The organism is Treponema denticola (assembly GCF_024400535.1).
Taxonomy (GTDB): Bacteria; Spirochaetota; Spirochaetia; order Treponematales; family Treponemataceae; genus Treponema_B; species Treponema_B denticola_C.
This window is the reverse complement of sequence record NZ_CP038800.1, coordinates 1,562,531-1,588,297: the sequence shown is the minus strand read 5'-3', so window position 1 is coordinate 1,588,297 and position 25,767 is coordinate 1,562,531. Positions and strand designations below refer to the sequence as shown.

The 25,767-nt window shown below is 35.3% G+C and carries 22 protein-coding genes; 7 read left to right on the top strand and 15 right to left on the bottom strand.

What is annotated here, in order from left to right:
- The 4 genes from E4N78_RS07445 to E4N78_RS07430 all read right to left on the bottom strand — a co-directional run bounded on the left by E4N78_RS07445 (position 1) and on the right by E4N78_RS07430 (position 6,414).
- Positions 1-1,443, bottom strand: a complete 1,443-nt coding sequence (locus tag E4N78_RS07445; RefSeq protein ID WP_255809939.1) for a lyase family protein — start codon at positions 1,441-1,443, stop codon at positions 1-3.
- Positions 1,444-1,521: 78 nt separating this feature from the next.
- On the bottom strand, positions 1,522-3,072 hold the full coding sequence (gene bamD, locus E4N78_RS07440) for an outer membrane protein assembly factor BamD (protein ID WP_255809938.1): 1,551 nt from the start codon (positions 3,070-3,072) through the stop codon (positions 1,522-1,524).
- Positions 3,069-3,488, bottom strand: coding sequence for a hypothetical protein (locus E4N78_RS07435; RefSeq protein ID WP_255809937.1), 420 nt, complete (start codon positions 3,486-3,488; stop codon positions 3,069-3,071). The genes bamD and E4N78_RS07435 overlap by 4 nt, the downstream gene beginning before the upstream one ends.
- The gene (locus tag E4N78_RS07430; RefSeq protein WP_255809936.1) at positions 3,469-6,414 is read right to left on the bottom strand and encodes an AAA family ATPase; all 2,946 of its coding nucleotides are present in this window, start codon (positions 6,412-6,414) and stop codon (positions 3,469-3,471) included. Before E4N78_RS07430 ends, E4N78_RS07435 begins: the two co-directional genes overlap by 20 nt.
- Before the next feature lie 116 nt (positions 6,415-6,530).
- Between E4N78_RS07430 and E4N78_RS07425 the strand changes: the two genes are divergently transcribed.
- A complete protein-coding gene (locus E4N78_RS07425) occupies positions 6,531-7,151 on the top strand; it encodes a helix-turn-helix domain-containing protein (RefSeq protein WP_255809935.1) in 621 nt (206 codons plus the stop codon).
- A 28-nt stretch (positions 7,152-7,179) separates the two neighbouring features.
- Here the strand turns inward: E4N78_RS07425 and E4N78_RS07420 are convergent, their stop codons facing one another.
- Genes E4N78_RS07420 through E4N78_RS07405 form a run of 4 tightly spaced genes read right to left on the bottom strand, consistent with a single transcriptional unit; the run spans position 7,180 to position 11,891 of the window.
- On the bottom strand, positions 7,180-7,620 hold the full coding sequence (locus E4N78_RS07420; RefSeq protein WP_255809934.1) for a response regulator: 441 nt from the start codon (positions 7,618-7,620) through the stop codon (positions 7,180-7,182).
- 22 nt (positions 7,621-7,642) lie between these two features.
- Positions 7,643-8,107, bottom strand: coding sequence for a chemotaxis protein CheX (locus tag E4N78_RS07415; protein WP_255809933.1), 465 nt, complete (start codon positions 8,105-8,107; stop codon positions 7,643-7,645).
- A 24-nt stretch (positions 8,108-8,131) separates the two neighbouring features.
- Positions 8,132-9,475, bottom strand: coding sequence for a CheR family methyltransferase (locus E4N78_RS07410; protein WP_255812334.1), 1,344 nt, complete (start codon positions 9,473-9,475; stop codon positions 8,132-8,134).
- A gap of 19 nt (positions 9,476-9,494) precedes the next feature.
- Positions 9,495-11,891: a chemotaxis protein CheA gene (locus tag E4N78_RS07405; protein ID WP_255809932.1), complete on the bottom strand. Its 2,397-nt coding sequence runs from the start codon at positions 11,889-11,891 to the stop codon at positions 9,495-9,497.
- 154 nt (positions 11,892-12,045) lie between these two features.
- Between E4N78_RS07405 and E4N78_RS07400 the strand changes: the two genes are divergently transcribed.
- From E4N78_RS07400 to gap, 3 genes are all read left to right on the top strand, one after another.
- A complete protein-coding gene (locus E4N78_RS07400; protein ID WP_255809931.1) occupies positions 12,046-13,203 on the top strand; it encodes a hypothetical protein in 1,158 nt (385 codons plus the stop codon).
- Positions 13,203-14,057 carry a hypothetical protein gene (locus E4N78_RS07395; RefSeq protein WP_255809930.1) on the top strand — a complete coding sequence of 285 codons (855 nt, stop codon included), beginning with the start codon at positions 13,203-13,205 and terminating at the stop codon, positions 14,055-14,057. Before E4N78_RS07400 ends, E4N78_RS07395 begins: the two co-directional genes overlap by 1 nt.
- Positions 14,058-14,131: 74 nt before the next feature.
- Positions 14,132-15,181, top strand: coding sequence for a type I glyceraldehyde-3-phosphate dehydrogenase (gene gap / locus E4N78_RS07390; RefSeq protein ID WP_255809929.1), 1,050 nt, complete (start codon positions 14,132-14,134; stop codon positions 15,179-15,181).
- A 98-nt stretch (positions 15,182-15,279) separates the two neighbouring features.
- On the opposite strand, the gene E4N78_RS07385 is transcribed toward gap, so the two are convergent.
- The 4 genes from E4N78_RS07385 to E4N78_RS07370 all read right to left on the bottom strand — a co-directional run bounded on the left by E4N78_RS07385 (position 15,280) and on the right by E4N78_RS07370 (position 19,470).
- Positions 15,280-16,023, bottom strand: a complete 744-nt coding sequence (locus E4N78_RS07385; RefSeq protein WP_255809928.1) for a YebC/PmpR family DNA-binding transcriptional regulator — start codon at positions 16,021-16,023, stop codon at positions 15,280-15,282.
- A gap of 120 nt (positions 16,024-16,143) precedes the next feature.
- On the bottom strand, positions 16,144-16,368 hold the full coding sequence (locus tag E4N78_RS07380; protein ID WP_255809927.1) for a hypothetical protein: 225 nt from the start codon (positions 16,366-16,368) through the stop codon (positions 16,144-16,146).
- A 105-nt stretch (positions 16,369-16,473) separates the two neighbouring features.
- Entirely contained in the window at positions 16,474-18,231 is a 1,758-nt protein-coding gene (locus tag E4N78_RS07375; RefSeq protein ID WP_255809926.1) for an aminopeptidase P family protein, read from the bottom strand.
- 102 nt (positions 18,232-18,333) lie between these two features.
- Complete coding sequence (locus E4N78_RS07370) at positions 18,334-19,470, bottom strand: hypothetical protein (protein ID WP_255809925.1); 1,137 nt, start codon at positions 19,468-19,470, stop codon at positions 18,334-18,336.
- Between the two features lie 126 nt (positions 19,471-19,596).
- Between E4N78_RS07370 and E4N78_RS07365 the strand changes: the two genes are divergently transcribed.
- The 3 genes from E4N78_RS07365 to E4N78_RS07355 all read left to right on the top strand — a co-directional run bounded on the left by E4N78_RS07365 (position 19,597) and on the right by E4N78_RS07355 (position 21,726).
- Entirely contained in the window at positions 19,597-20,016 is a 420-nt protein-coding gene (locus tag E4N78_RS07365; protein ID WP_255809924.1) for a hypothetical protein, read from the top strand.
- Between the two features lie 84 nt (positions 20,017-20,100).
- Positions 20,101-21,108, top strand: a complete 1,008-nt coding sequence (locus E4N78_RS07360; RefSeq protein WP_255809923.1) for a DHH family phosphoesterase — start codon at positions 20,101-20,103, stop codon at positions 21,106-21,108.
- A 72-nt stretch (positions 21,109-21,180) separates the two neighbouring features.
- Positions 21,181-21,726 carry a hypothetical protein gene (locus E4N78_RS07355; protein ID WP_255809922.1) on the top strand — a complete coding sequence of 182 codons (546 nt, stop codon included), beginning with the start codon at positions 21,181-21,183 and terminating at the stop codon, positions 21,724-21,726.
- Between the two features lie 47 nt (positions 21,727-21,773).
- On the opposite strand, the gene E4N78_RS07350 is transcribed toward E4N78_RS07355, so the two are convergent.
- The 3 genes from E4N78_RS07350 to E4N78_RS07340 all read right to left on the bottom strand — a co-directional run bounded on the left by E4N78_RS07350 (position 21,774) and on the right by E4N78_RS07340 (position 25,529).
- The gene (locus tag E4N78_RS07350) at positions 21,774-22,742 is read right to left on the bottom strand and encodes a D-2-hydroxyacid dehydrogenase (RefSeq protein ID WP_255809921.1); all 969 of its coding nucleotides are present in this window, start codon (positions 22,740-22,742) and stop codon (positions 21,774-21,776) included.
- A gap of 688 nt (positions 22,743-23,430) precedes the next feature.
- A complete protein-coding gene (locus tag E4N78_RS07345) occupies positions 23,431-25,305 on the bottom strand; it encodes a P-loop NTPase fold protein (RefSeq protein WP_255809920.1) in 1,875 nt (624 codons plus the stop codon).
- Complete coding sequence (locus tag E4N78_RS07340) at positions 25,302-25,529, bottom strand: hypothetical protein (protein ID WP_255806432.1); 228 nt, start codon at positions 25,527-25,529, stop codon at positions 25,302-25,304. Before E4N78_RS07340 ends, E4N78_RS07345 begins: the two co-directional genes overlap by 4 nt.
- Between the last annotated feature and the right edge of the window lie 238 nt (positions 25,530-25,767).

The window sequence follows — 25,767 nt, the reverse complement described above, 5'->3', positions numbered from 1 at the left end:
TTACATTAAGGCCTTATACTTTTCGGCTAAAGCTTTTGCTTTTACGTTTGCAAGACCTCGGTAGCGTTCGGGGTTTGCAAAAAATTCTTCGGGCTTATCAAAGTTAAGCTCTTTTAATCTTTCCGTAACAAGGGCAAAGACCTTTTCTTCGGCTTTTAAGGCTTCATAAAAACTTATCTTTTGATTTTCGGCAGCAAGGGTAATCTTGCGTATTACCTCATGGGCATCGGAAACACCGCATTCCGCCAAAAGAATATAAGCAGGCTCAGCCATAACGCCTCCCCTAACCTTTCCGCCTCCCTGTAAGAGGTTTTTAAGCATGTTTTCCCTATCGGCCTGCAAGCCCTTTAAGATTGAATTCATGCGGTTAAAGGCCAAGGCAAGGCCTGTCAGATAATCGGCTATAAACCTCTGACTTGCAGAGTTGGATAAATCTCTTTGGTGCTCCGAGATTTGGTCCATATAAAAACTCATCACGCGTGGAGAAAATGTCTTCCACAAGCTTTTTACATGCTCGGAGTTCCATGGGTTACGCTTTTGAGGCATGGTGGAAGAGCCTACCTGTGTTGCACTAAAATATTCAAAAACCTCCCCTATCTCGGTTCTTTGCAAATTGCGTAAATCGTCTGCAAGGTTTGCAATTATGCCGAAGGCAATATTGGCTTCAAGAAGGAGGCGGAGCATGTATTCGGGCTCCACAAGCTGATGAGAATATTCGGAAGGCTTTAAGCCGAGATAATCAAGATAGATTTTTTCAAACCTCATCGGATCTGAAACTATTAAAGAAGCCGCATTATAAGCCCCTACGGCTCCGGCAAATTTTCCGCGTAAATCTTTTACAAGCTCTTCCATTTTTAAAATCGACTTACCCAGACGGGCTACATATTCGGAAACGGCATAGCCGAAGGTAATCGGAACCGCATGCTGACCGTGAGTACGCCCGACCTGAGGCGTTTCAGCCTCTCTTTCAGCTATATCGCAAAGCAAAAGCTCGGTTTTCTTTAAAAGAGGAATTATTACCTTTATGACAGCATCCCTTATCCTCATAGAAAAGGCCGTGTCGAGAATGTCGGCACTGGTAGCTCCAAGGTGAACCAAGGGAGCTGTATTTTCGGGGACTTTTTTCTTTAATACATTTACCAAGGCCCTTATATTGTGCTGGGTCTTATGTTCTTCTTCATAAACTTCGGAAGGATCGATATTTAATGCAATATCATCCAATGTTTTTTCAAGCTCGCTGCTCAGTTTGGGAAGTAAAGAGTCTTTTTTTTCTTCTGAGATTTTAAGATGAGCCTTTACAAGGGCCATTTCGGCCATGGCACAATAAACGATGCCCGCTTCTTCCGATAAAAAAACCGACAGTTCGTCATAAAGACCTCCTTGCGGAAGGGAATAACGATGATCTATCGGCGATATATTTTTAAAAATACTTCTAGTTTCCATGTCCGATATAATGACCTAAAGAAGATGTTTAGTCAAGCGGTTGGATAATTCTTTATAGTTTACAACTAATACTAAATCCTACTTTATATCGATATAGAATTTTTTGATGTACCTTATTCTTGCATCTGCTTTGTCCCAAAATTTGCTTTCGGGATAGGCCTTAGTCAAGGTTTGATAGGCTTCCAAGGCTTTTTTTACATTTTTATTAGGCCCGTTTAACTCGTATGCTTGACCGCGTAAAAATAAGGCTTCATCCAAATTGACCGAATAATTTTTAAAAAAATCATCTGCCGAATTTAGAGCACTTGCTGCATTTCCTTCCGAAATATATGCCCTTATCTTATCTAATGCCTCCTGAGCCGATTTTACATCTGTTTTTACAATAGACTCGTTTTTTTCGACATTTTCATCTCCTACTACAGTCAAGAGATCTGATGAATCATATAGTTTTGAATCATTATTCTCATTTTTTATGGGAGAAGTATCTTTCTTTATCGCAGTACCTTGCAATGTTTTGGATAAACCATCATCCTTAGTCTTAGCTTTGTTTTCATTCGGACTTGACTTTGCCGTACTTATACTTCCTTTATAATCAGGGGCTTTAACCGTATCACTAAGTTTTGTCTTTGCCGTTTCAACATAAACCGCTATTGAGTCAGAAATAAAGTTATCCGAAAAAACATCAAAATAAGAAAAATTGAGAATATAGCTACCTTCATTTGCAGCCCCAAAATGAAAAATTGAAGTACCGTTTTGAAGTTTTCTCTGCTGATATTTTATTCCTTTTTGTGCCGTAGATTCCCCTAAATAAACCCATCCTTCCCCAGGATATAAAACTTCAAGTCTTTGACCGGTATACAATTTTACCGATCTGGATGCTTTTTCCTCTGTAATTTCATAAGGCTCCGTACTGGGAAACTCTGAAAAAAATTTAGCGGCTTCAGATTCAGTAAGCTTTGCATTAGAAGCAGATACATCAGAAAGGCCGTCTTTTTCATTAGAAACAACTATATCCGGAGGATTCTCTTTTACATTAGAATTATTAAGCTTTGGAGGTTTAAGCTCAGGCACAGGGCTTGAGGGCTCCGAAACGGGCGGAGGACTTGATGCTTGAGAATTTGAAGCTGAAAAAGGAGTTTTTTTAGTTTCTGTTTTTTGAGTTGAACTTGCAGCAGGCGTCTCAGCTTGAATCGAAGCTTTATTTTTAGATAAAGGTTCAGTTTTAGGTAAAGTCTTATCTTCATCTTTAGATGAGTCTCCTGTAACAGGATATTCTTGATCTTCCGCAACAATTATCAATTCCAACTCCGGTTTATCAGTTACAGGCTTAGGATCTGAAATTGAGCTTACCGAATCGTTGGTTTCAATATTAGGCTCTGTAGGCTTAGCTGAAAGCTTAGGTTTTATAACGGGGCTAATAGCAGGTTCTTGAACAGAAGGTGTTAATATAAGCTTAGGCTCTTCCTTTTTAGGTTCATTGTCTTTAGTTTTTGCCGATATATCTGACTCTGATTGTTCTTCAGGAATCAACTCAGTTCCTAGTTTTTTTTCGGTAGTGGCACAAGAAGAAAAATTAAAAACTAGCACAAAAAAAGATAAAACAAACAGAGATCGGATTCCATTTTTCATGGTGATGCCTCCAATATATTATCGACAATTTCTTTATTCTTTTTATGAAGTTCTTCCATATCCTTTTCCGTAGGAGGCTCATACCAATAATCGGTTTCCGTTTTTTCCCAAATATTAAGCTGTTCTCTTGAAAACTGAATTGGAGGAAGATTTAAAGGTTCATCTATGAGCTGAAGCTTATCGGTATTTATTTTTCGAGATTTAAAATCGGATAATTGAGATGATAATACCGCTTTTTTATCTTGATTATCCGATTGGATATTTTTATTTCCGGAGGATATAAATATCAAAATAAGAACTAAAACCAAAATAAAAATAACAACACATGTAATTATGATAACGGTTTTTATGTTGTTTGAGAAAAAATCTTGAATTTTCTTAAAGAAACCGCTTATTCTATCCTTCAAGTCCATCATCTTTTTCTGAATTCTCCTCCTCATCGTTTATAGTTTTTATTCTTTTAGGAGGATGAGGCGGAATATATACACCTTCCTCAGGCTCAACATCTTCTTCCACAAAGGGTTCATCAACTAAATCAAGTTTTTTTGCATCAATATCCGTTTCATTATCAAGTCTTATGGCTATAACCTTTGAAACACCCGATTCTTCCATTGTAACACCAAGCATAGTATTTGCACCCAAAACCGTTTTTTTATTATGGGTTATAACTATATATTGACTTACATTTGCAAATTCCCTTAAAGTGGTAACAAAGCGGGTTACATTTTGTTCATCAAGGGCGGCATCAATTTCATCAAGCAGACAGAATGGAGACGGCTTTACCATATAGGTTGCAAATAAAAGAGCTACCGCTGTCATAGACTTTTCTCCGCCCGATAATAGACTGATATTTTCAAGTTTTTTTCCCGGAGGCTGTGCAAATATTTCTATACCCGATTCAAGAACATTTTTGGGATCGGTTAAGCGTATTTCTGCCCTTCCGCCTCCAAAAAGCCTTCTAAACATATTGTGAAAATTCTTTTTAATTTTATTGTATGTTTCTAAAAAAAGTTCAGTAGACTCTGCCGTAATCTCATCTGTAATTCTTTGTAAGTCAATTCTTGCTTTTTCAAGGTCGCTAATCTGCTTATTTAAAAATTCATATCTTTCTTTTACATTTTCAAATTCTTCGGGGGCCATAAAATTTACCCTGCCTAGGGAATCCAGCTTTTGTCTAATAACAGAAAGACTATCCTTAAGATCAGATACCGACGAGTTAAGAGTAAACATTCTCTCTTCAAATTCCATCAATTCACGGGAATGCTTTTCTCTAAAATTTTCTTTTGTGTTGCGTATATCGGCTTCAATACCTGCAAGGTCAAAATGAAATTTTTCTAAAAGAGAATTAGCTTTTGAAAGCTCTGCAGTAAGCTTATCAATCTTACCTCTTTTACTGGCAAGATCGGAGTTCTTTACTGAAATTTCATTTTCAAGCTTTTCAATCTCATCATTTAACTTTCGTCCCTCATATTCAAGAGAGTTAATTTCCCCTTCAAGCTCAGAAATATCTTCTTCAGTTTGCTTTAATTGTTTTTCTTCCGTAAAAAATTCGTTTTCCAAATCATGAAGAATATTTTTTTGAGATAAAAGCTGTCTTTCCAAAAGTTTTACCTGATCTTCCGCATTTTTTGCTTGAGCATCGACTTTTGCCCTGCTTACACGCAAATCTTCAAGGGTTTTTCGGTAATCGTTTATCTTTGCTGAAAGAGTATTATTTTCTTCCCCAAAATCGCTGATCTTTTTACGCTTATTTTCAATAGATTGCCTATTTTCTAAAATAGCCGTATCAACAGCTCTCTTTTTAGTAATAATACCTTCCGGTGCTAAAAATTCATCAATAAAACCTGCAGAAGATTTTTTATATTTTTCAAGAGAGGAATCTATCTCATTGCTTATACTTAAAAGCGAAGAAAAACTTTGTACGGCATTTTCTGCAAATTGTTTTACATCTTCTTGCGAATGATTATGAATTGAAGCAAAATCCGAAAATATATCCTTTCTTCCGGTTATTAAAACTTTTAATCGGCTTAGTGCATCATCCAATTCTTTTTCAGCCTCTAATCGATTAGCTGAAGAATATCCGGCCGACCTTAAATTTTTATCAAGCTCTGTAACAATATCTTCGGTTATGGACTTTAATTCAAGCTCCATATTCTCTCTCATAGCATCAAGATGCCGTATCTCATCTTCAAGTTTTTTTATATCTTCTTTGTTTGATGTAATTTTATGACTTGCCAAATCTATATTTTTTTCAAACTCTAAAGCATTTTTTTCTATAGCATCAAACTGTTTTTTAAACTCAAATACATCAGCATTTTTTTCTGAGATATCATTCTCTAAATTATCTATATTTTCTTTTGTAGCTGAGGTTTTAGCTTCAAGCTGATTAAGTTTTAATTTTAATTCTGAATGGCGCTTATTGTAAATCTGAACTTGTTCCTGCTTACCTTTTTGTTCTATTGCCAAGTTTAGAACCTTTGTCCTATAAGCATTAAACTTTTCTTCCATTTCATTTACAATATCCATATTTTCCGACAGCATTCCGTGAATTCCGTCAATTTGTTTTTGAATAGAATCTCTTTTTTCGGAAGCTTCCTGCAAGCTTTGTTTTTTTGCAGCAAGCCCATCTATGAAGCTTTTTAAGCGCAAAAGCTGAATATCTCTTTCATGCTCAAAAACGGCATCTCTAAGCTCTCTATATTTAATTGTTTGCTCGGATTGAACTTTTAAAGTATCGTAGGATCTGCGGACCTCTCCCAGCACGCCCTCAATCTGACGCATGTTTTCTTTAGTTTTTTCAAGTTTTCTTTCTGCATCTTGGCGTTTTATCTTAAATTTGGTTATACCGGCCGCTTCTTCAAAAAGATACCGTCTTTCCTCAGGCTTACTGGAAAGAATCTGGTCGATTTTTCCCTGCTCCATAACGGAATAAGCTGCCTTTCCGACACCCGTATCCCAAAAAAGCTCTCTAATCTCACGAAGTTTTGCAGGCTGATTATTGATAAAGTATTCACTTTCCCCTGATCTATAAAGCCGCCTTTTTATAGCTATTTCACTTAAATCAAGACTTAAAAGTCCTTTTTCATTGCTTATAGTTAATGTAACTTCTGCAATATTGAGCTGACTTCGTTTTTCGGTACCGTTAAAGATAACGTCTTCCATTTTGTCGGCCCTTAAAGTACGGGATGACTGCTCTCCAAGAACCCACTTTACGGCATCCACAACATTACTCTTTCCGCATCCATTAGGTCCTAAAAGGGCGGTTATACCATCTGCAAATTCAATTTTTACTCTATCGGGGAAGGATTTAAATCCGAAAATTTCAAGACTTTTAAGAAACATAACCCGAACATCCTTTTAACATATACATATAAAAGATTATACAATTTATTTGCCTGTTTGTCATTAGGAATTGAAAAATTTTTAAGGGATATAAGATTTTTTCCGATAAAATAATTATGAAGGTATTGGTTTTTGATAGAAAAATAGAAACTCTCGCTTTTTTGTGTAAAAAACTGGAAGATCATGGAATTATAACCGTTGCTGCAGAAAACGGAAGTAAATTTATATGCAATTATTTAGATAGTGAATTAGATGCTATTATTGTGTGTAAAAAAGAGCTAGATCATTACGGTTCTAACGAAGCTCATTTACTTAAAAGAGTTCATAAAGACATGACAATATGCACCTATCTGCCGGCAGGAAATTATAATATAAAAAACATTAATATATTCAGCTCTTCATATTCATCAAAAAATATAAAAAGCAACGAAAAGATGCTTAGAATTATTCTTTTAAAATGTAGAAAAAAATCTGATTTTAACAAGGATTATATTCACAGTCTGCCCAAAAAATCCGGAATTTTATTAAAGAACTTGATAATAAACAGAAAAACAGGTTTAACTGATGAGGAGATAAACACTATATTTTGGGGTGAAAACAGCGGTCTAAAAAAGAATTCAATTTATAATCACGTGCACACCTTAAAAAAAGCTTTAAAAAAAAGTTTTAACGACACATACACTATTTTAAAAGCAAACAATCGTTACAGATTAATCAGGTTAAAAAAAGAGGCTTAAAACATAAGTTTCAAGCCTCTTTGTAAAATTAAGAAATACCTAAAACACCTGCGACACGCTCCAAGACCTTTTTGCGGTCAAGAGGCTTGACGATATAGTTTTTTGCTCCAAGTAAAAGAGCCTTTTTTACCAACTCTTCCTTACCCAGAGCACTGATCATAACAACTTTAGCATTCTTATCAAATGCCATAATTTGCTCCAAAGCTGTAATACCATCCATTTTAGGCATTGTAATATCCATTGTTACCAAGTCTACATTGGGACAAAGCTCTTTATACTTTTCAACACCTTCAAACCCGTCAACAGCTGTAGCAATAACTTCATAGCCTTCACTATTTAAGATCTGACCTATTTGTTTTGTAACAAATATAGAGTCATCAACAACCAAGATCTTATATGGTGTTCCATCCGGCTTCTTTCCTTCAGGAGCCCGCTCATTAATATTGGGAAAGTCTTGTTTTGATATCATAATAAAACTCCTTTATTTTTCCTTATACTCTATCACGAATTGCAACATTTATTTCAACCCTGCCTTGCGGGGCTGTCATCGGCACAATTAAAGCTTCGATATCATTATTCGATATCTTCATGTTCTCGCCCGTAAACAGAGCCGGCGGAGTTAAGTCAAACTTAAAGCCTAGATCATGAAGCTTAGTTACAGCTTGTGCCGTAATAAGATTGGCCAATTCCGTAATTGTCGCCCGAGCAAGTTCGTCAAATTCACTCATTTCCTCGCCATTCATGGCTGAGGCAATCTTTAAGGCAGTATCTAAGGTCATGTCAAAAATAACACGGCCCTCAACATCTCCGGCAAGACCGACGATAGCAGCAACACCCATAACCGGCATACATGTCGATTTTAGGTATAAGTCACCGCGTTTAATGTCTTCACTTAAAACTTGTGAAAGAATATTATACGCAGCTTCGCTAAACGGATTAATGTACTCTACACGCATTTATTTCTCCTTATATTTTTATATTTATTCTTTTGTAAAAATAACAATATCACCTGAACTGTTTCTAAGCCATCCATCTTGCTTAGGCATAGCTTCATTTTGACCTAGAATTATAATACCGGAATTTTTCAGTTTTTCCCTAAATTCCTCAATAAGAGTTCTCTGTACAGTAGGATTTAAGAAAGAAAGCACATCCCTTGCTACAATTATATCCAGATCGGGGACAGAATTTTGATGAGTACAATCATGGTACTCAAATAAAATCATATCTTTTATCTCTTTCGAGAAAGTAAGACCTCCGGAGGCGGTTTTCGTCATATAGGGTTCATAAATACCTGACGCAGCTTCTGCCGGAACTGAAAGCATAGGAGCATTTGAAATAGCCAACAAGTCCGAATCATTTGCAAAGATCTTTATAAGAGCCCGAGGATAACGCATTTTAAGTAAAACTGCAAGACTGTAAGCTTCATATCCGGGACCGCAGCCTATACACCAAACATTAATTACAGTTGAGGTGTTTTCAGGAAGAATCTTATAATAAGAATTTATATAAGCTTCACTCCAAAAGCGTCTTGTAAAAGGAGATAAGAACGAAGATAAAAATTCTCCGGCATCTTTTTCAGACTGTATCTGTAAACTACCTGTAGTCCTAATATCTTTCCATTCCAAATATCTTTCTTTTACCCAATTTTCGTTAACAGCCGAAATATAGAATTTACCCATAGCTGCCAAGGTATCACCGATAAACTTTATATCTAAATTTTCGGTAGGCTGATTTACCTGCGGTTTTATAGGATCTTTTAAAACACCTGCCGGACTTGGAGGTAAATCTTCTTTTACTTCTTCTTTTTGCTGACGTGAAGCAAATATCTTATCTACATCAAGAAGAATATATAAGTGTCCTCCGTTTTCTACAACTCCATGAATATACTTGATATTTATATCCCCAAAAATAGGATGCGGAGGCTGAATAGTACTGCTGGATACGCCTACTACCTTATCAATAAAGTCTACTACAACGCCGAAAATTTGATCCTGTACATTTATGATAACCATACTTTCAGGTTGATTTTTTTTACGGGAAGGTACGGGAATATTAAAGAAAATGCGCAGATCTATTATCGGAATAATATCGCCTCGCAAGTTATATACGCCAAGTACAAATGGAGATGTATTAGGCACATAGGTAAAATTTCCGGCCTTTGCTATTTCTTTAACACGCGTAATATCTATTGCATAGTCCTTACCGGCAAGAGAAAAAGTTACCATCTTAAAATCAACAACAATCATCTGCTCATGAAGAGAATCTGCATCCCCCATACCTAAGCCGATTTTTGTATTTTGCTGTAATTCTTTTGTTTCTTCCATCATAATCTTTCCTTAAAACCTACCAAACTGAAGCCTCTCGGCGTTCTCTAGCCAGCATTTCCTGCTTTAAACCAAGCTCAAGCAGCTGGGCTACATCTATAATTAATGAAACGGAACCGTCACCCAAAATTGAAGCTCCGGCAATTCCGGGAGAATTAGTAAACTGATCTTTCAAAGGTTTGATAACTACCGCTTCTTCCCCTATCAAGCTGTCAACCATGAGCCCCACTTTTTTCTCTTCGGTTCCTACTACAACTATGTAATTATATCCGTCATCATCGGTTTCAGCCGATGCAATACCGAATAAGCGGTTGAGCCTTAACAGGCTGCAAACCTCATCACGCACATTAAAAACTTCATAGTTATCTATACGGTTAATTTCATCAGGTTTTACCCTATGACTTTCTATAACAGAGGTAATAGGTATAGAATAAACCTCGTCCCCTACCCTTATCAAAAGCCCCTGAATAATTGCCAAAGTCAAGGGTAATTTTATTATAAAGCGGGTTCCTACATTTGGTTCGGATTCTACCGTAACAGTTCCGTTTAGTTTTTCTATATGAGTTTTTACAACATCAAGACCTACACCGCGGCCCGATACACTGGATATAGTTTTACTCGTTGAAAAACCGGGAGCAAAAACCAACTGAAAAGCCTCCACATCCGTAAGGCTTTTATTAGGGTGTAAAATTCCTCTTTCAACAGCCTTTTGCTTTACGGCTTCAACATCTATTCCATGGCCGTCATCGGCAACTTCAATAACAATCATATTGCCTTCATTACTGGCCTTTAAAAGAAGAGTTCCTTGTTCGGATTTTCCGAGCTTTTTGCGTACATCAGGGGATTCAACACCGTGATCAAGAGAGTTTCTTACACAGTGCATTATAGGATCAAGCAAATCCTCAACAACCGATTTATCAAGTTCCGTATCTTCACCTTCAATTACCAACTGAACATTTTTGTTTAAATCCCGCGAAAGGTCTCTAACTACACGCGGGAAACGGCTGAAAATCTGGCTTATAGGAACCATCCTTATCTTCATGACCCCTTCTTGAAGTTCTCCTGAAATTCGGCCTAAATTTTGAGACGAAGACTTAAATTTTGTAACAGCAGCCTTCATAGAAGAATCAAAATCACCAAAAACTTCTAAAAGACCGGAGTACTCATTCAGTACATCTTGTTTTATAGAATTGATATCATAACCTTGCTGAATTTTTTCAAGATATTCAGGAATCTTATCTAAAAGCTTTCTTGTCTTATCTTTATAAACCGTACTTGAGTTCTGAAATTTGTCATATAATTCCGTAAATTCAATAGTACTCTGATTTAATGAGGCCTTTGTTATAACCGTCTCGCTTACCAAATTTAAAAGATAGTCTATTCTATTTGCATCTACACGTAATACGGAACCTGATGAATGCCCGCCCCCTTGAGAGCTTGTATGAGGCTGTTTTTTCTCAGGCTTTTCGGCAGGTGCAGCCGATTTCTCTGCGGAAACTTCAGCTTGTTTTTTCTCTTGATTTTCAGGTTCAGTTTGTTTTGTCTCAGCAGGCTCTGAGGCTTCAGCAGGTTTATCTGAATTCGCTTCTTCATGCAGGTCAAGCTTCTCGGCAGTTGCCGACAATGTAACATCGCCTATAAAAGCGGCTTTTTCCAAAATATTTTTTTCAGCAGAAGAAGATAAAAAATAAATTACGGTTTCATGAAATTCATCTTCATATAAAGCATCAAAATCAGGGCTTGTTTTTAAAACGCTGCCATAGTCTTTTAAAGCGGCAAAAACTTGAATACCACCTACAGAGTTCATCAAATTAGACTCATCGAATTTTACTATTACAGCATATAAGTCTTCACCTTTTTGTATTGTTTCAGCCAATTCAAGAATTTCATATTCTGAAAAATAATCTGAAAGCTTTAAACTTGAATCAGACTGCTTAGGCTTTGAAACCTCTGAAACCTTCGTCGGCATTTTGGGTCCTGAGATGCTTGCACTTGCTTTAGAAGATTTTTTATTTGCTTTTTCAGGAATAAAAGAACGAAGTTGATTAACAATACCTGACACGTCATCCGAATATATAGAACCTGACGCCCGTGCATCAAGCATAAGTTTAATTATGTCAATAGATCTTAACAAGAGATCTACAGCCTCACCTGTTACTTGAACATTCCCGCTTCTAATCTCATCAAGAAGATCTTCCATAGCATGCGTAAATTGAGACAGCTCTGTCATCTCTACAGTTGCTGAACCGCCTTTTAAAGTATGAGCGGCTCTAAATATCTCATCTACAGCATTTCTATCCTCAGGATTTTGTTCTATCACCAAAACATTACTTTCCAGTATTTCTACTTGTTGTTCGGCTTCACTAAAGAAATCTTTTAAGAGTTCTTCATTATTTATGTCAAGATAATCACTCATACATATATTTTATACTATTTACAATATTAGTCAAGAAGAAAATCACTTTTTTTTGGACTTTTTATTTATAATAGAGCAAGTTTTTAGAGGTTCCCAATAGTTTTTTATAAACTTAACTAGATTTTTTTTGATATTTAGTGTAAAATACGGATATATGAATATAAAAACCAAAAAAATAAGCATTTTATTGTTCCTCTTTTTATTTACAGCACCGCTTGTTTCCGCTCAGACTTTTTCAGTGCCTCATTTTGAAAATATAAATCTTTTTTACGGTCTAAATACCAAGCCTTATATAACAGCGAACTCACTTTTATCATTAAAACTTAGGTTTTCACCTTCACATATATGTTATTTTGATCTGGATATTAATGCAAAAATCAATAAACTTATTGATTTTTTTTCACCAATTCAAAGTCCGAAAGAAATGGGTGATTTTAGTTTTTATGGGGCTTCCCTTAATTTTCCGAATATAAATAATAGGCCTATTTCCTTGGGTATTTTTACCGGAATATATGATAGTTTAGGTTCTGACTCAATTTTACAAGAGCATCTTAAAATCAAAATGTCCGAACCTGAATTTAGAAAACACTATCCGTCTTCAGCTTTTCGCCCTAGAAATTTTATTCAAGGAACAGGTTTAGGGCTTTATGGAACTCTTTCTTCAGGTTTCTATATGGGAATATATGCATATTGGAATGAAAAACTAAAAAATGATTTACGAATAAAATCCGATTTTAGAATGGGAGGATCATTCGACTTCTTTGCTTTCGATTTTTTTGCCGGTGCAGCATTTTCTTTGAATATATCTGAAACCAAACTAAGAACCGGTTTTGCCATGCTTTTTAATGCCGATACCGATTACGAGTTTTTTGCTGAAGCAGGTTTATCCGAAATAAAATTAGAAAAACCAAGCCTTGAGTTATTTGTGTCAAATTTCTATGCTTCATTTGAAGCAAGAATAAAAAAAGATTTTATGTCATCTTCTATAGCCTGTTTTGTTTCTCCGGTGTTTTTGCTGCCTGCAAGTATAAGCGATCCTTCATTAAAGGATTCGTTTTTTACAGGTATTAGTACGAATTTGAGCTTCGGAAATATTGAAACGCATAATATGGCAGGCGGAATAAATTTAATGGGCTCATTAAATCCATTAAAACCTGCTGTAATTAGTTCTTTTTCATTTTTAATAAGTCCTTTTTATACTTTTAGAATCGGCAGGTTTGAGTGCGATTTTCGTCTGCCTGTAAACCCTTTACTTTATAATAATGTACCAAAAATGGTAACCGGACAAATATCTATAAAGGCGGTGTATTGATGAATTTCTTAAAAAGAAGCTTAGTTATTGTAATCCTTTTTACATGTTCAATAGGGTTGTTTTCTCTGGATATTGAGGCTGCTATCAGCTCAGGGAACGTTCCTTTTAACGAAAATGGAAATACCGGCAAAATTCCGGATTTCGGCTTTAAATTGATTTTAAATGAAAATCTTGGAAAAAGCGTAAACGGATACTTAGCAATACAAAGAGATTTAGGGATAGGAAATACAATTTGGGGTAGAATCGCTTATACGGCTAATTTGATAAATATATCCATAGGACCTACATTAAGCGTATTTAATGCAGGTTTTAATAATCAAAATGTAAATACCCTCTTTCAGCCGGGATTGGGTACTTCAATATCATTTGATCTCCCTACAGGTTTTTTTACATCCTTAGACACAAATTTTTCTATTCCTATTGCGGCAACAAAAAAAAATGTATATTTGCAAGACGGTCTATTCCAGATCGGCTATAGGTTTAAAAATTTAATTGCCTTTATAAAAATTTCTCAAAAAAATAAAAGCATTGTTGAAACGGCAGAAGATGTTCATGTATCAATAACCGATTTAGGTTTTTATACGATTGCATATTCTAAACCTTCACTTGTAAGAATTCCTTTAAATATAATTTATAGAATAAACCATTTTCAAAAATCAGGTACAAGTCCAAAGAATGAAAAAATAGGTAATATTGTAGTGGAGACAGGTATAAATCATGCCATATCCGGCGATATTCAATGGTTTGTAAATTTTGGAGCTTCAGTCTTTTCTTTTTCGCTGACCCAAAGCGGAACTCCTATTAAAAAGTTTTTCTTTAATGCAGAGGCCGGCTTGAAATTTAGTATTAATTAACTTAATTTTTAACAAAGTTGACATATATCCTAATATAGGTTAATATAGAAAAATAAAAAATAAGGAGTTTTTTTATGAAAGTAGCTATCAACGGATTCGGAAGAATCGGAAGACTTGTTTTTCAAGCCTTGGTAAATCAAAATTTGCTTGGAAAAGACAAATTCGATGTTGTTGCAGTTGTTGACCTTTCAACGGATGCAAAGTATTTTGCCTATCAATTGAAATACGATTCGGTTCAAGGCAAAATGAATGCCGAAATAGGCACTGACGGAGATGATGTTCTTGTAGTAAACGGCCATAAAATTAAGTGTATATCGGGAAAGGGATTAACTCCTGCACAATTGCCTTGGAAAGAACTCGGAATTGATGTAGTAATCGAAAGCACCGGTATTTACACAAATGAAAAGGCCTATGAACACCTTGAAGCCGGAGCAAAAAAAGTTATTATCTCCGCTCCCGGAAAAAGCAGCGATCCTTCAAAACCCATTAAAACATTTGTTATGGGCGTCAATGAAAATGAATACAAGGCATCAGAGCATCATGTAGTTTCAAATGCAAGCTGTACTACAAACTGCTTAGCTCCTGTTGTGCACGTTCTTTTAAAAGAAGGATTCGGTATTGAAACAGGTCTTATGACAACTATTCATGCCTACACGGCAACTCAAAAAACTGTAGACGGTGTTTCTCTAAAAGACTGGAGAGGCGGACGGGCTGCAGCCGTGAATATTATCCCCTCAACCACAGGCGCTGCAAAAGCTGTAGGAGAAGTTCTTCCGAGTACAAAGGGAAAACTGACAGGTATGTCCTTTAGGGTCCCTACCCCCACGGGCTCCGTTGTGGACTTAACGATCCGCACCGAAAAAGATACCTCCATCGAAGAAATCGATAAGGCCATTAAAAAAGCCTCGGAAAGCTATCTAAAGGGTGTTTTAGCCTATTGTGATGAAGAAATAGTTTCTACCGATATTATTCATGATCCTCATTCTTCAATCTATGATAGCAAGGCAACTTTACAAAACAACCTTCCCGGCGAAAAGAGATTCTTTAAACTTGTTTCATGGTATGATAATGAGTGGGGTTATTCCAACAGAGTAATCGATTTACTTAAATTTATAACAAAGTAAAATTTGATTTAAGTAAAATAAAAAAGCCCTCGCAGTTTTCGCTTAAGCTGCAAGGGCTTTTCTTTTAGACAAGAGGCTGTCCAAAATATTTTCAAACATTATTCCGGCATTTCAAAGCCTTCGGGGATTTCGATATTTGAAGAAACTGTCTGAACATCATCATCCTCTTCCAACTTATCGATCATTTTTAAGGCTTTTTGAGTTGTATCGGCATCCAAAGCTACATAGGTATCCGGAACCATTGAAACGGAAGCAGAAACAGATTCAAACCCTTTTTCCTGTAATGCTTCCAAAACCGAAGCAAAGTCATTGGGGTCGGTTGTTACGGTAATAACTCCGTCTTCAGCTGCAATATCTTCGGCTCCGGCTTCAAGAGCGGCTTCCATAATTGCTTCTTCACTGACCGCCTCGGCATCATACTCGATAACGCCTTTTCTGTTAAACATATAAGCTACGGAACCTGTTGCACCCAAGTTTCCGCCGCTCTTTGTAAAAATATTTCGAACACTGGCTGCTGTTCTGTTTTTATTGTCCGTTAAAACTTCAACTAAAACGGCAACTCCGCCGGGGCCGTAGCCTTCATACAAAAGCTCCTCATAGTTTACAGCTCCAAGCTCTCCGGTGCCCTTCTTAATTGCTCTTTCTATGTTGTCTTTAGGCATGTTTGCAGCACGAGCTTTTAAAACAGCTGTTCTAAGTCTTGGGTTAGTGGCAGGATCTCCGCCTCCCATCTTTGCAGCAATTGAAATTTCTTTGATAAATTTAGTAAACAGCTGGCCTCTTTTAGCATCAGCTGCGCCCTTGGCATGTTTAATTGTCGCCCATTTACTATGTCCTGACATGAAAACTCCTTACTCTCTTTCTAAAAAAAATAGATTTTAATATTACACAAAAAGACAAAATATGTCAATGGAGCCATGAAAAAAAAGACCCGATTAGATATCGGGTCTTTTTAAAGTCTCTTATGGGCGCCTTGCAGCAATACCTTTTTCAATAAGTGCTATGAACTCATGTTCATACCAGTCTTGAGAATAGGGAAAATGCTTTCGAACTACAGGCCTTAGCTTAAACTCAATAGCATCCTTGCAAGCTTCGCATACGTCATATTCGCGGATATGCCAGTAAGTCCTTCCGGCAATAGGATTTACCAGCTCTTTTCTACAAATATCACAATTTAAAGTTTTCATAATAATACTCCTTACTTTGTTTATATCAGTATATATCATTGTACCTCATTTTTCATACTTTGTCGAGTAAAAAAATGATTTTTTTGTTTAAAACATTTTTATCGGTTAAATTGCCTTTGTTCTTTCTTTTAAGAAAGCTTTGTGTTCTTCATCCAAATAAGGCATAAGCCTTTCACAAACCTCTTTATGATACTCATTGAGCCATTTAATATCATCATCCGATAGAATTCCGGGAACAATAGGTCTTGTATCAATGGGACAAAGAGTTATTGTTTTAAATTGATAGAATTCTCCGTCTTCGGTGGTTTTAAATTCGGTGGTAACAACAAGGCTTTCAATGCGGATACCATGACTTCCTGCAACATAAAGACCGGGCTCATTGGATGTTACCATACCAAGCTTCATAGGAACATCTAAAAAACGGCTTGAAATAGATTGAGGTCCCTCATGAACTGAAAGAACATAACCTACCCCGTGACCCGTACCATGTTTGTAGTCCCTTCCATAAGCCCAAAGATGCTCTCTGGGGATAGTATCTATGGCATGGCCTGTAGTTCCGGCCTTAAACTTAGCCCTGGCAAGAGAAATATGGGATTTTAATACAAGGGTATAATCCGTTTTTTCCTGCTCTGTAAGCTCTCCAAGTTTTATTGTCCTAGTAATATCTGTTGTACCGCCTAAGTACTGACCGCCGCTGTCCAAAAGCAAGAAACTTTTAGCTTCAAGTTTGGCAGAATTTTCAGGGGAAGGAGCATAGTGAATAATAGCTCCGTTCGGCCCGTAACCCGAAATAGTTTCAAAACTCTCTTCAAAAAAATCCTTGCCTTCGGCACGGAATTTTAAGAGTTGTTCGCTTACATCCCATTCTGTAATACCATTTCCGGCATTTTCTTCTACCCATTTTAGGATTTTTACCATGGCAGCGCCGTCTTTTTCCATAGCATAATCGAAGTTTTTAAGTTCAACTTCATTTTTTATTGCTTTAAGAGTTGAAGTTAAGTTTAAGCCTTTTTCGGTTTTAGCTTTTATTTGGTTGTATAGATAAACATTTGTTCTTGCAGGATCTATGTAAACAGTTCCTTTAAGATTTTTTGCTTCTGTAAATACATCTTCATATCCCATTACCGTAATACCTTGTGAAGCAAAGTAGGTCTTAACATCATCCGTTAATTGCTTCTCGGAAATAAAAATAACGGCTCTTGCTTTATCTACCAGCGCATACGCAGTAACTACGGGATTACATCTTATATCCCTTCCTCGGACATTAAAAAGATAACAGACATCTTCGAGGGCTCCGATAACCGTAGAATCTGCCTTTTTTTCGGCAAGCATTGAGCGGACTTTTTCAATCTTTTCTTTTGCCGATTTTCCGGTATATTTTTCATCGAGTATAAAAGCCTTGCTTAAAACTGCCTGAGGACGATTTTCCCATATTTCGCCTATTAGGTCGAGATTAGTAACAAGTTCTATACCTTCAAGCTCTTTTTCCATGGAATCGAAACCTGAAACGGAAACAACCTTACCGTCCATTCCGAGTTTTTCACCCGATTTTAAGTTAGATTTTAAAAACTCGTTGATTGTCGGAACACCGGGTTCAAGCATTTTATAAAGCTCAACAACCGAACCTTTAAGCTGTTTTTCAGCTTGAAGAAAATACCTGCCGTCAGTCCATAAAACAGCCTTATCCTTTGTAACAAGGACAGTTCCTGCCGACCCTGTAAAACCGGAGATAAACTCCCGTGTTTTATAGTTTTCAGGTAAATATTCGCTCTGATGGGGATCAGAGGACGGAATTAAATAAGCACTTAAAGAATGCTCTTTCATTTTTTGCCTTAAAGCGGCAATTCTATCATTTACAGTCATATAAAACCATCCTAAAGATTTATTTTATATTGAGTATAATACTATTTATATTTTATGTAAAGCCGTTTACGGTTAGAAAGAGCAAACAATATCAATAATACATTATCGGTTTAAATGATATTGATAAATTCTATAAACTATATCCCTTTTTGCCCCTGTTTTTTCTATATCCGTAATCATCGGAATATTATACTCCCAAATAGTGGAACCTTCGCCCTCCAGATAGCCTTTTTTTATAGCCGCTTGATAAAGACGGGAATAAATAGCTGCCGAAACACCTTTATTGTGATATTTAGGATCGACAAATAGAACAAAGGTTCTAAGCCGCTTCATTTTACGCTTGTAATAAAGGAATTTAAAGATACCGAACGGGAAAAGTTTCCCGTTAAGGTGTTTTAATACATCGTTATAGTCAGGAAGGGTAACATTAAATCCGATAGGCTTGCCCTCATTGCTCCTTGCAATAAAAATCAATTCCTCATCTGCAAACGAAATAAGCTGTTTTACAACCATATCTATTTCTTTGCGGGACATAGGCATAAAGTCTTCCCACTCTTCCGGCTCGGAATTAAGGAGGATTGAATGAATATCGCCTGCCTCACGCTCAACATTATTTTTTAAATCGATATTATCTACATGGAAACCGTATCGTTTTTCTACCAAGGGGGCCAAACGGACATAGCGGCTTGCATCGACATCATCAAAACGGGCATGATAGGCATAGCAATCCCAATATTTTTCAAATCCATACTTTATAAAAAAATCGTTATAATATTTTTTGTTATATGTATTCATTATGTAGGTACGGTTTTCAAAATTATCGGTTATAAACCCGCGGTTATCTTCCCCACCCGGAAGAGAAAGAGGCCCTTTAATTCTATCCATACCTTTTTGTAAAAACCATTCTTTTGCCGCATTAAGCATTTTTTCGGCAACGGCATAGTCTTCAATACATTCAAATTGAGAAATATAACCGGCCTTAATTTGTTTATAGTCATTCAATTTCTCATCAATACCGTACAAAATACGCCCAACCGTTTTGCCCTCAAGCTGCGCAATCAGTTTTACGTGAGGCCCTACATCACATAAAGAATTATCGGCTCCGGACACGTACTTTTTGTACTCACTTATAATAGGCGGTACCCATGAACTATCATTCTTATAAAGCTCAAAAGGTAAAAGAGCAAATTCATTTAATAATTTTGAATTATTAACTTCAAATAAACTAATTTTATCCATTTTTTTATTCCTAGATAAAACAAAATAGCATTTTTTATAAGTCTTTGTCAATATTGTAAGATTTTTACAGGTTTACACTTGCAAAATTCATGGCTTATGTGTATAATGGATTATCTGGAGGATTGTATGAAAAAATCAATACTGTATTTGATCTTTGTTGTTTTAATTTTTTCCTTTTTTGCTATTACTCCGGCTTTTTCACAAAAAGTCGACGAAGCTGACATTTATTATGTAAATGTACAAATCTTAAAAATTTTTGCACATTCAAAAGGCTTTTATGTTATTTATCGAAGAGCCGGCTTAAAAAATGCAGAAGTTTTTATCCCAAAGTCATGGCTTGAACCGGCGGATGGAAGAGCTAGAATGGAGTTAGTTAATACGAGAGTAAATCCTTACCTATCTTTCTACATTAAAGATGGAAAATTCAATAAAATAAAAATTGCAGCCCCTCGAGATTTGGAAAACTCTGTATGGGGTGCTTTAAAAGCTCCAAATGAGTATGATGCTAAATTTGAAGGTATTGAAACTCTTGAATTAAAATTTTAAAATTGAAAGTCCCCCAAGCTTTTTTGTCTCACTTGCCCTTATTAGAAAAGGGAAAAATCAGTCTTGGGGGGGTGTGAGAATAAGATGCAGAACAAAGACAGCTTAAATATAAAAGAGCCTCTGATCCCAAAAAAATTATTGGATTTTTTGGATTATTATGACAATTTCATAATCGCTGGACATAAAGAACCTGATGGAGATTGTATAGGCAGCTGTATTGCGCTGAGCCTCTTTCTTAAAAGAAGAAACAAAAACTGTATTTTAATGTCTGCAGGGCCTTTTAAGCGTACCGAAATAAAGACTTATGAAAATCTTTTTACCGATAAACTTGAGGGCAAATTCAACAAAGAAAATACCGGATTAATAATACTTGACTGCTCAAGTTTTGAACGTGTAGGGGAAATTGGCGGTCAAATCAAAAATTTTGATTATATCATAATAGATCATCATGCAACCAATACTGAAAAATCTGATACTTCTCTTATAATGCCGGAAGCCCCTTCTACAACCTATCTAATTCAATCTATCATTGAGAGTATTGGAGAATGTCTTTCAAAAGAAGAAGCTGATGCACTGTTTTTCGGCCTTTGTACGGATACTGGATTTTTTAGGCACTTGGATGAAAGAAGTGCTGAAGTTTTTGCCCATGCATCCCGTTTAATTAAAGCAGGAGCTAATCCTAAGCAAACATTTATGAAAATGAATGGAGGCAAACAATTTGAATCGCGCATTCTTATTTCCAGAATTCTAAACAGAATGAAAAGATATTATGATGGAAGGCTTGTTATTTCTTACGAAACTTATGATGACTTACTAGAATTCGGCCTTGAAGGAAGAGACTCGGATATTCTTTATCAGCTTATTCAAACAATAGAAGGGGTGCAAGCTATCTGCATCGTACGCCAAGAATCACCGACGCATTGTTCAGTAGGTTTTAGATCTCTGGATAAAATTGATGTAAGCAAAATTGCTGTCTCATTCGGCGGCGGCGGACATAAACAGGCGTCCGGTCTATATATTGAAGGCCGCTTTGATGACTTGATTCCTAAATTCGTCAAAGCGTTTGAAAGTCAAATGCAGGCACAAATATAAAATATGTAAATTTTAACATTGTGTTTTTTTAGAAAATATGATAAAATCAATATTTAATTATGGAGCAGTATCTTGAATAATGATGAAATTTTGTTCCCTCTTTTAGAAAAAGGGGATATAAAGCAGAGCATAGAGATGGCTTCTTTTGACAATAAGAAGCCTTTTGAAGTTGTTAGTGAGGGTATGAATATCGTTACAGCTTCTATTTTAGCGGATATTCCTTCAGTTTATAAAATGGATCTGATAAGAAAAGTAGGAGCCCTTTTTTCTACACAAGAATATTGCGAGCTTCTAAATCAAAAAATGTTTACCCTTAGACCGGAAGAAAGAGATAAGTTAAAAGATCAAGGGGTACTTATAAATAAAGAGAATATCCTCCCCTACTGCCAATGGTTTAATATTTTTGAAATAGCTTTTCCATGGCTGCCTCTTTCGGTTTTTGAAGATTTTGCCATATATCTTCGAGACGAAAAAAAGCTGATTCTTGATCAAGAAACTATTGAAACCGTAAGAGAAAACTTTTCAACATCTAAAAGATATTCTGAAAGAGAACTGTCACGCCTTTTTGATTCAAATACACTAAAAGACCCGGCAGATTTAGATGATGAAGAAGCCTAAGTCTTACTAAATCATAAGAGTTTCCGGCAAATAAAAAAAATCAAGACTTAATTAACCCTGTTTATTTCCTTTCCGGCTATAAAGGCTTTTACGTTAGCGGCGGCTATTTTTATAAGCCTCTCTCTGGCTTCAAAGGTTTGCCATGCCATGTGTGGCGTAATAATACAGTTAGAAGCTTTAAGCAAGGGATTATCCTTAGCCGGAGGCTCTACACTCAGCACATCGCAGGCAAGACCTGCAAATCTTTTTTTCTTTAAAGCCTCTGCTGCATCCTTTTCGTTTATAAGAGGGCCTCGTCCCGTATTGATTATGATAGAAGTTTTCTTTATCTTTTTTAAGGACTCGGCATTTATAATTTCTTTTGTTTCCGGAGTCAAAGGACAGTTTAAGCTTATTATATCGGAAGAAGAAAAAAGCTCATCTAAAGAAACTTGTTTTGCTTCTTCTAAGCCCTTAATATTTTTTTTAGAGCGGTTAAAATATACTACCTTCATATTCATGGCAAGGGCAATTTTTGCAACGGCTTGGCCTATGTTCCCGAAACCGACTATACCCATAGTCTTATCGGAAAGCTCCCTTATATCAAAACTGTGATAGCAAAAGTGAGGGGAAGCCGCCCATTTTCCGCCCATAACCTCATCGCTATGCTCCTTTACATGCCAATAAAAGTGAAAAATAAGGGCAAATACAAGTTGAGCCACGCTGTCGGTGCTGTAAGAGGGAATATTCGTTACGCAAATATTTTTAGCTCTTGCAGCCTCAACATCTACAACATTGTAGCCCGTAGCCAAAACTCCTATATATTTAAGACGCGGCAAAGAATCCATTATTTCTTTAGAAAAAACTACCTTATTGGTAAGAACGGCATCTGCCTCCTTACACCTTTCAAGAAGTTCATCTGCACTTGTTTTATCGTATATTGTAAGATTTGAAACCGATTTTAACTCATTCCAAGAAAGGTCTCCGGGATTGGAAGTAAACCCGTCAAGAATAACCAAATTTAATTTTTCACTCATAAAAGCTCCTCTGTATGTTTATCATTCCATATTTTTCCGAATTCGTCAAGGGGTCTTTTTGGTGTCTTTCACGAGGCTGCCTCGTATAGTACTGAAACATGTGCCCTATTGTAGCTGTAATAGGGCATCACATATAGCCGTGATAGGTGTCCTATTGCAGCCATAATAGATCGTCTATTACGGACGTAATAGGACATACGAAAGATATATAAGTCTTGATAAAAATTCACTCCTATTCATTTTCAGTATTTTCATTATAATCTAAATAAACTTTATCTAATTTTTGATTGGTAAGATATTTTAAAGAAAAGGGGAATCTATATTTACTTATGACTTCAAGTTCATTATGTAATGCATACATTCAATGTCAAAATATGATATAAAACAGATAAGGGCAAATAGCGTATACAATAGTATCCCTGACTCTATATAGGAATCCGTAAAGGTATTTCACGTAAACAACTATACAATTCCTATAAGTCTGGTGCTTTAGCGTTTATTAATGTCGATGTATTGAAGAAGCTGTTCTATACCGAAAAAGCCTCAGAAGAAAGAAATCGGAATGATGCGATACAACCGCTTCCTTTTGCAATATCCATAAACTTTTTGAAGAAATTGATAAACTGAAAAAATGAGTAACCTATCTGCTAATATGAATACCCATTTACACACTTTTTCTGACAGGGCCTTAAATCGTATTTCTTATTTGTTTTAAAGCTTTCTCAATTGCATCTATACAAATTACGATATTATATATGCGCAACGGATCAGTTTCTAAGTTTTTCCATTTTTTTATTTCATTTAAAATATTACCTATATGTTCCTCATGGGATGAATATACTTCATGAGCATTTGATATATTACTTATTTTGTTAAAGATATCTTTTAGTCTATTGAGACCTTTGTTGTTTAGTTGATGTAATAAAGATAATAAATTAAATTTCGACAGATTAGAGAAGAAATAAGGATCATCTATTTTCTGTTTAGTTACCCAAAAATCTTCATCATTGTCTTTGTTCATACTGGTAATAAATGATTCTATTTCATCAATTTGTTTCTTTTCAGCGATACACTTATTATTAAATAGCTTGTGTTTTTGTATATGTTCAATATATTCTTCAAACGATCTATCCTTATATTTTTCAGGTAAAATATTCTGCAAAATACCTGTGTTTTTAGAATCTCTTTTTAATCTTTCATATATACCGGTACATAAACGCGGCACAATATCTTCAATCTTTAAATTTTGACATATATTAAATTTTATAAGTTCTTGAAAGGTTTTGTAAATCGGTAGATAGTTATTCTCGAAATATGATCCCTCTTCCGCATATTTTAATATCAATTCTATTGTTTCTTTAAGTTCTGCATATTCAAGATATGCATAATTAGAGAAACGATATAATTGAAGCTGTACGTCTTCCTTTTCGTTTGTATCTTTCAAAACTCTTGCATAATCTGCTTCTATTTGTTCTTTTATACTATCTGCATTATAGTATCCATGAGCAATATAATTTACAAAATCATCTATATCCATGAATCGTAATTTTATAGTAGTATTATTAATATATGTTCTTTTTATATAATTATAATAATCGTTGGCATTTTTTTCCTGCGCAGATATATTATCCATATTTTGAAGATTTTCACTTAAATACCTAAATTTATATGATTTTGTATATGTCTCAATTTGATAAGCCTTTCCTTTTTTATATTCTATGCATAAAATCAAAAAAGTATCGAAAACTATTTCCATTGTGTTTTTATTTTCAATAAATGTTGTGATATGATTATAGACTGTCTTGTATATTTCATAAAAAAAGAAAAAAGTACGGATATTTATGTGTTCAGCAACATCAAAGACAGCTGTTATTTTATTCTTGTGCTCTTTTATATATGTGTTATATGGATTATCATTTTGGTTTTCTTGTATAGAAGAAATTATTTCTATCAAGTCAGGAAAAAATCCAAATGTATGACCTATATATTTTTCTTTTATGGTATTATAGTATTCATTATGTATTTCTTTTTCATTTGCTATAAAAATAACTTTTGAACCTTTATATGAGAACCCATCATGAATAAATCCAAAAAGCTCAGATAACTCTATGATCTGAGATAGTCTTTCTAAGTCATCAAGTATCAAAATGATATTTTCATGATTGATTTTTGCAAATTTCTTTTCTTTATTTTTATTAGATTTTTTATGTATAAAATGCACTAATGACGAAACTGTTTGAGCAAAAGGATAGCCCAGACTTGCATTCAACTCGACTAAATCATCCATTAAATTATTATCTTTAACAGTATTGGACGCATATTGTTTATCTTTTGATATAAAATATGTATAGACAAGTCTTTTTTTTATTTCTTCTAATGATGATAAACCATTCAAAGAAATATAAATTACCTTCTTATCACTACCACATAGTTCTTCCCAATCAATCGCATTAGTAATAAAATAGGTTTTTCCAGTTCCCCACTCACCATTGATTAAAACGGCATAATCAGTAGTTGGTCTATTAATATATGTCTTTATTTGCTCTTCGATTTTATTCTTCATACTCTTTCTCCTACAGGCAAATCATTATATAACTCAATCAAATCAAGTTTTCTTATTCCCAAAATTTCAGCTGAACGACCATGAGAAATTATCTTTTTGTAGATATAGGGGTATAGCAGGAGTGCATTTCGCTCAAACTCTTCGTTTGATTCACCGCTATAATTATCCATAAAATACGTTTTCATATTTTTTGAGACTGTTATCTGAATTGTAGCATATTCCATAAAATCATTCTCCCTGTATAAATATAGTATAAGAAAACCTCTGAAACTTCCATTTTTAGAGGTTTTCCGTAGATTTAATTTGCTATGTTTTTAGATAAATTATAAAATATAAGGACTTATCTAAAAACTCGATGTGCATTTCTAAAAGACGCCCGAGCATTTTAGAAATGCACAGGTATCTTTACTCCTCTTCGTAGAGTATCATGTTTTCAAGCATTTACACAATTTTTTTACAGGT

Bases quoted from the DNA above. Each gene is read 5' to 3' on its own strand.
- E4N78_RS07345 (WP_255809920.1), bottom strand. From the start codon at position 25,305: ATGAAGAATAAAATCGAAGAGCAAATAAAGACATATATTAATAGACCA.
- E4N78_RS07420 (WP_255809934.1), bottom strand. From the start codon at position 7,620: ATGATATCAAAACAAGACTTTCCCAATATTAATGAGCGGGCTCCTGAA.
- E4N78_RS07380 (WP_255809927.1), bottom strand. From the start codon at position 16,368: ATGAAAACTTTAAATTGTGATATTTGTAGAAAAGAGCTGGTAAATCCT.
- E4N78_RS07350 (WP_255809921.1), bottom strand. From the start codon at position 22,742: ATGAGTGAAAAATTAAATTTGGTTATTCTTGACGGGTTTACTTCCAAT.
- E4N78_RS07435 (WP_255809937.1), bottom strand. From the start codon at position 3,488: ATGATGGACTTGAAGGATAGAATAAGCGGTTTCTTTAAGAAAATTCAA.
- E4N78_RS07375 (WP_255809926.1), bottom strand. From the start codon at position 18,231: ATGACTGTAAATGATAGAATTGCCGCTTTAAGGCAAAAAATGAAAGAG.
- bamD (WP_255809938.1), bottom strand. From the start codon at position 3,072: ATGAAAAATGGAATCCGATCTCTGTTTGTTTTATCTTTTTTTGTGCTA.
- E4N78_RS07425 (WP_255809935.1), top strand. From the start codon at position 6,531: ATGAAGGTATTGGTTTTTGATAGAAAAATAGAAACTCTCGCTTTTTTG.
- E4N78_RS07385 (WP_255809928.1), bottom strand. From the start codon at position 16,023: ATGTCAGGACATAGTAAATGGGCGACAATTAAACATGCCAAGGGCGCA.
- E4N78_RS07410 (WP_255812334.1), bottom strand. From the start codon at position 9,475: ATGGAAGAAACAAAAGAATTACAGCAAAATACAAAAATCGGCTTAGGT.
- E4N78_RS07415 (WP_255809933.1), bottom strand. From the start codon at position 8,107: ATGCGTGTAGAGTACATTAATCCGTTTAGCGAAGCTGCGTATAATATT.
- E4N78_RS07445 (WP_255809939.1), bottom strand. From the start codon at position 1,443: ATGGAAACTAGAAGTATTTTTAAAAATATATCGCCGATAGATCATCGT.
- E4N78_RS07405 (WP_255809932.1), bottom strand. From the start codon at position 11,891: ATGAGTGATTATCTTGACATAAATAATGAAGAACTCTTAAAAGATTTC.
- E4N78_RS07365 (WP_255809924.1), top strand. From the start codon at position 19,597: ATGAAAAAATCAATACTGTATTTGATCTTTGTTGTTTTAATTTTTTCC.
- E4N78_RS07430 (WP_255809936.1), bottom strand. From the start codon at position 6,414: ATGTTTCTTAAAAGTCTTGAAATTTTCGGATTTAAATCCTTCCCCGAT.
- E4N78_RS07400 (WP_255809931.1), top strand. From the start codon at position 12,046: ATGAATATAAAAACCAAAAAAATAAGCATTTTATTGTTCCTCTTTTTA.
- gap (WP_255809929.1), top strand. From the start codon at position 14,132: ATGAAAGTAGCTATCAACGGATTCGGAAGAATCGGAAGACTTGTTTTT.
- E4N78_RS07360 (WP_255809923.1), top strand. From the start codon at position 20,101: ATGCAGAACAAAGACAGCTTAAATATAAAAGAGCCTCTGATCCCAAAA.
- E4N78_RS07340 (WP_255806432.1), bottom strand. From the start codon at position 25,529: ATGGAATATGCTACAATTCAGATAACAGTCTCAAAAAATATGAAAACG.
- E4N78_RS07395 (WP_255809930.1), top strand. From the start codon at position 13,203: ATGAATTTCTTAAAAAGAAGCTTAGTTATTGTAATCCTTTTTACATGT.
- E4N78_RS07370 (WP_255809925.1), bottom strand. From the start codon at position 19,470: ATGGATAAAATTAGTTTATTTGAAGTTAATAATTCAAAATTATTAAAT.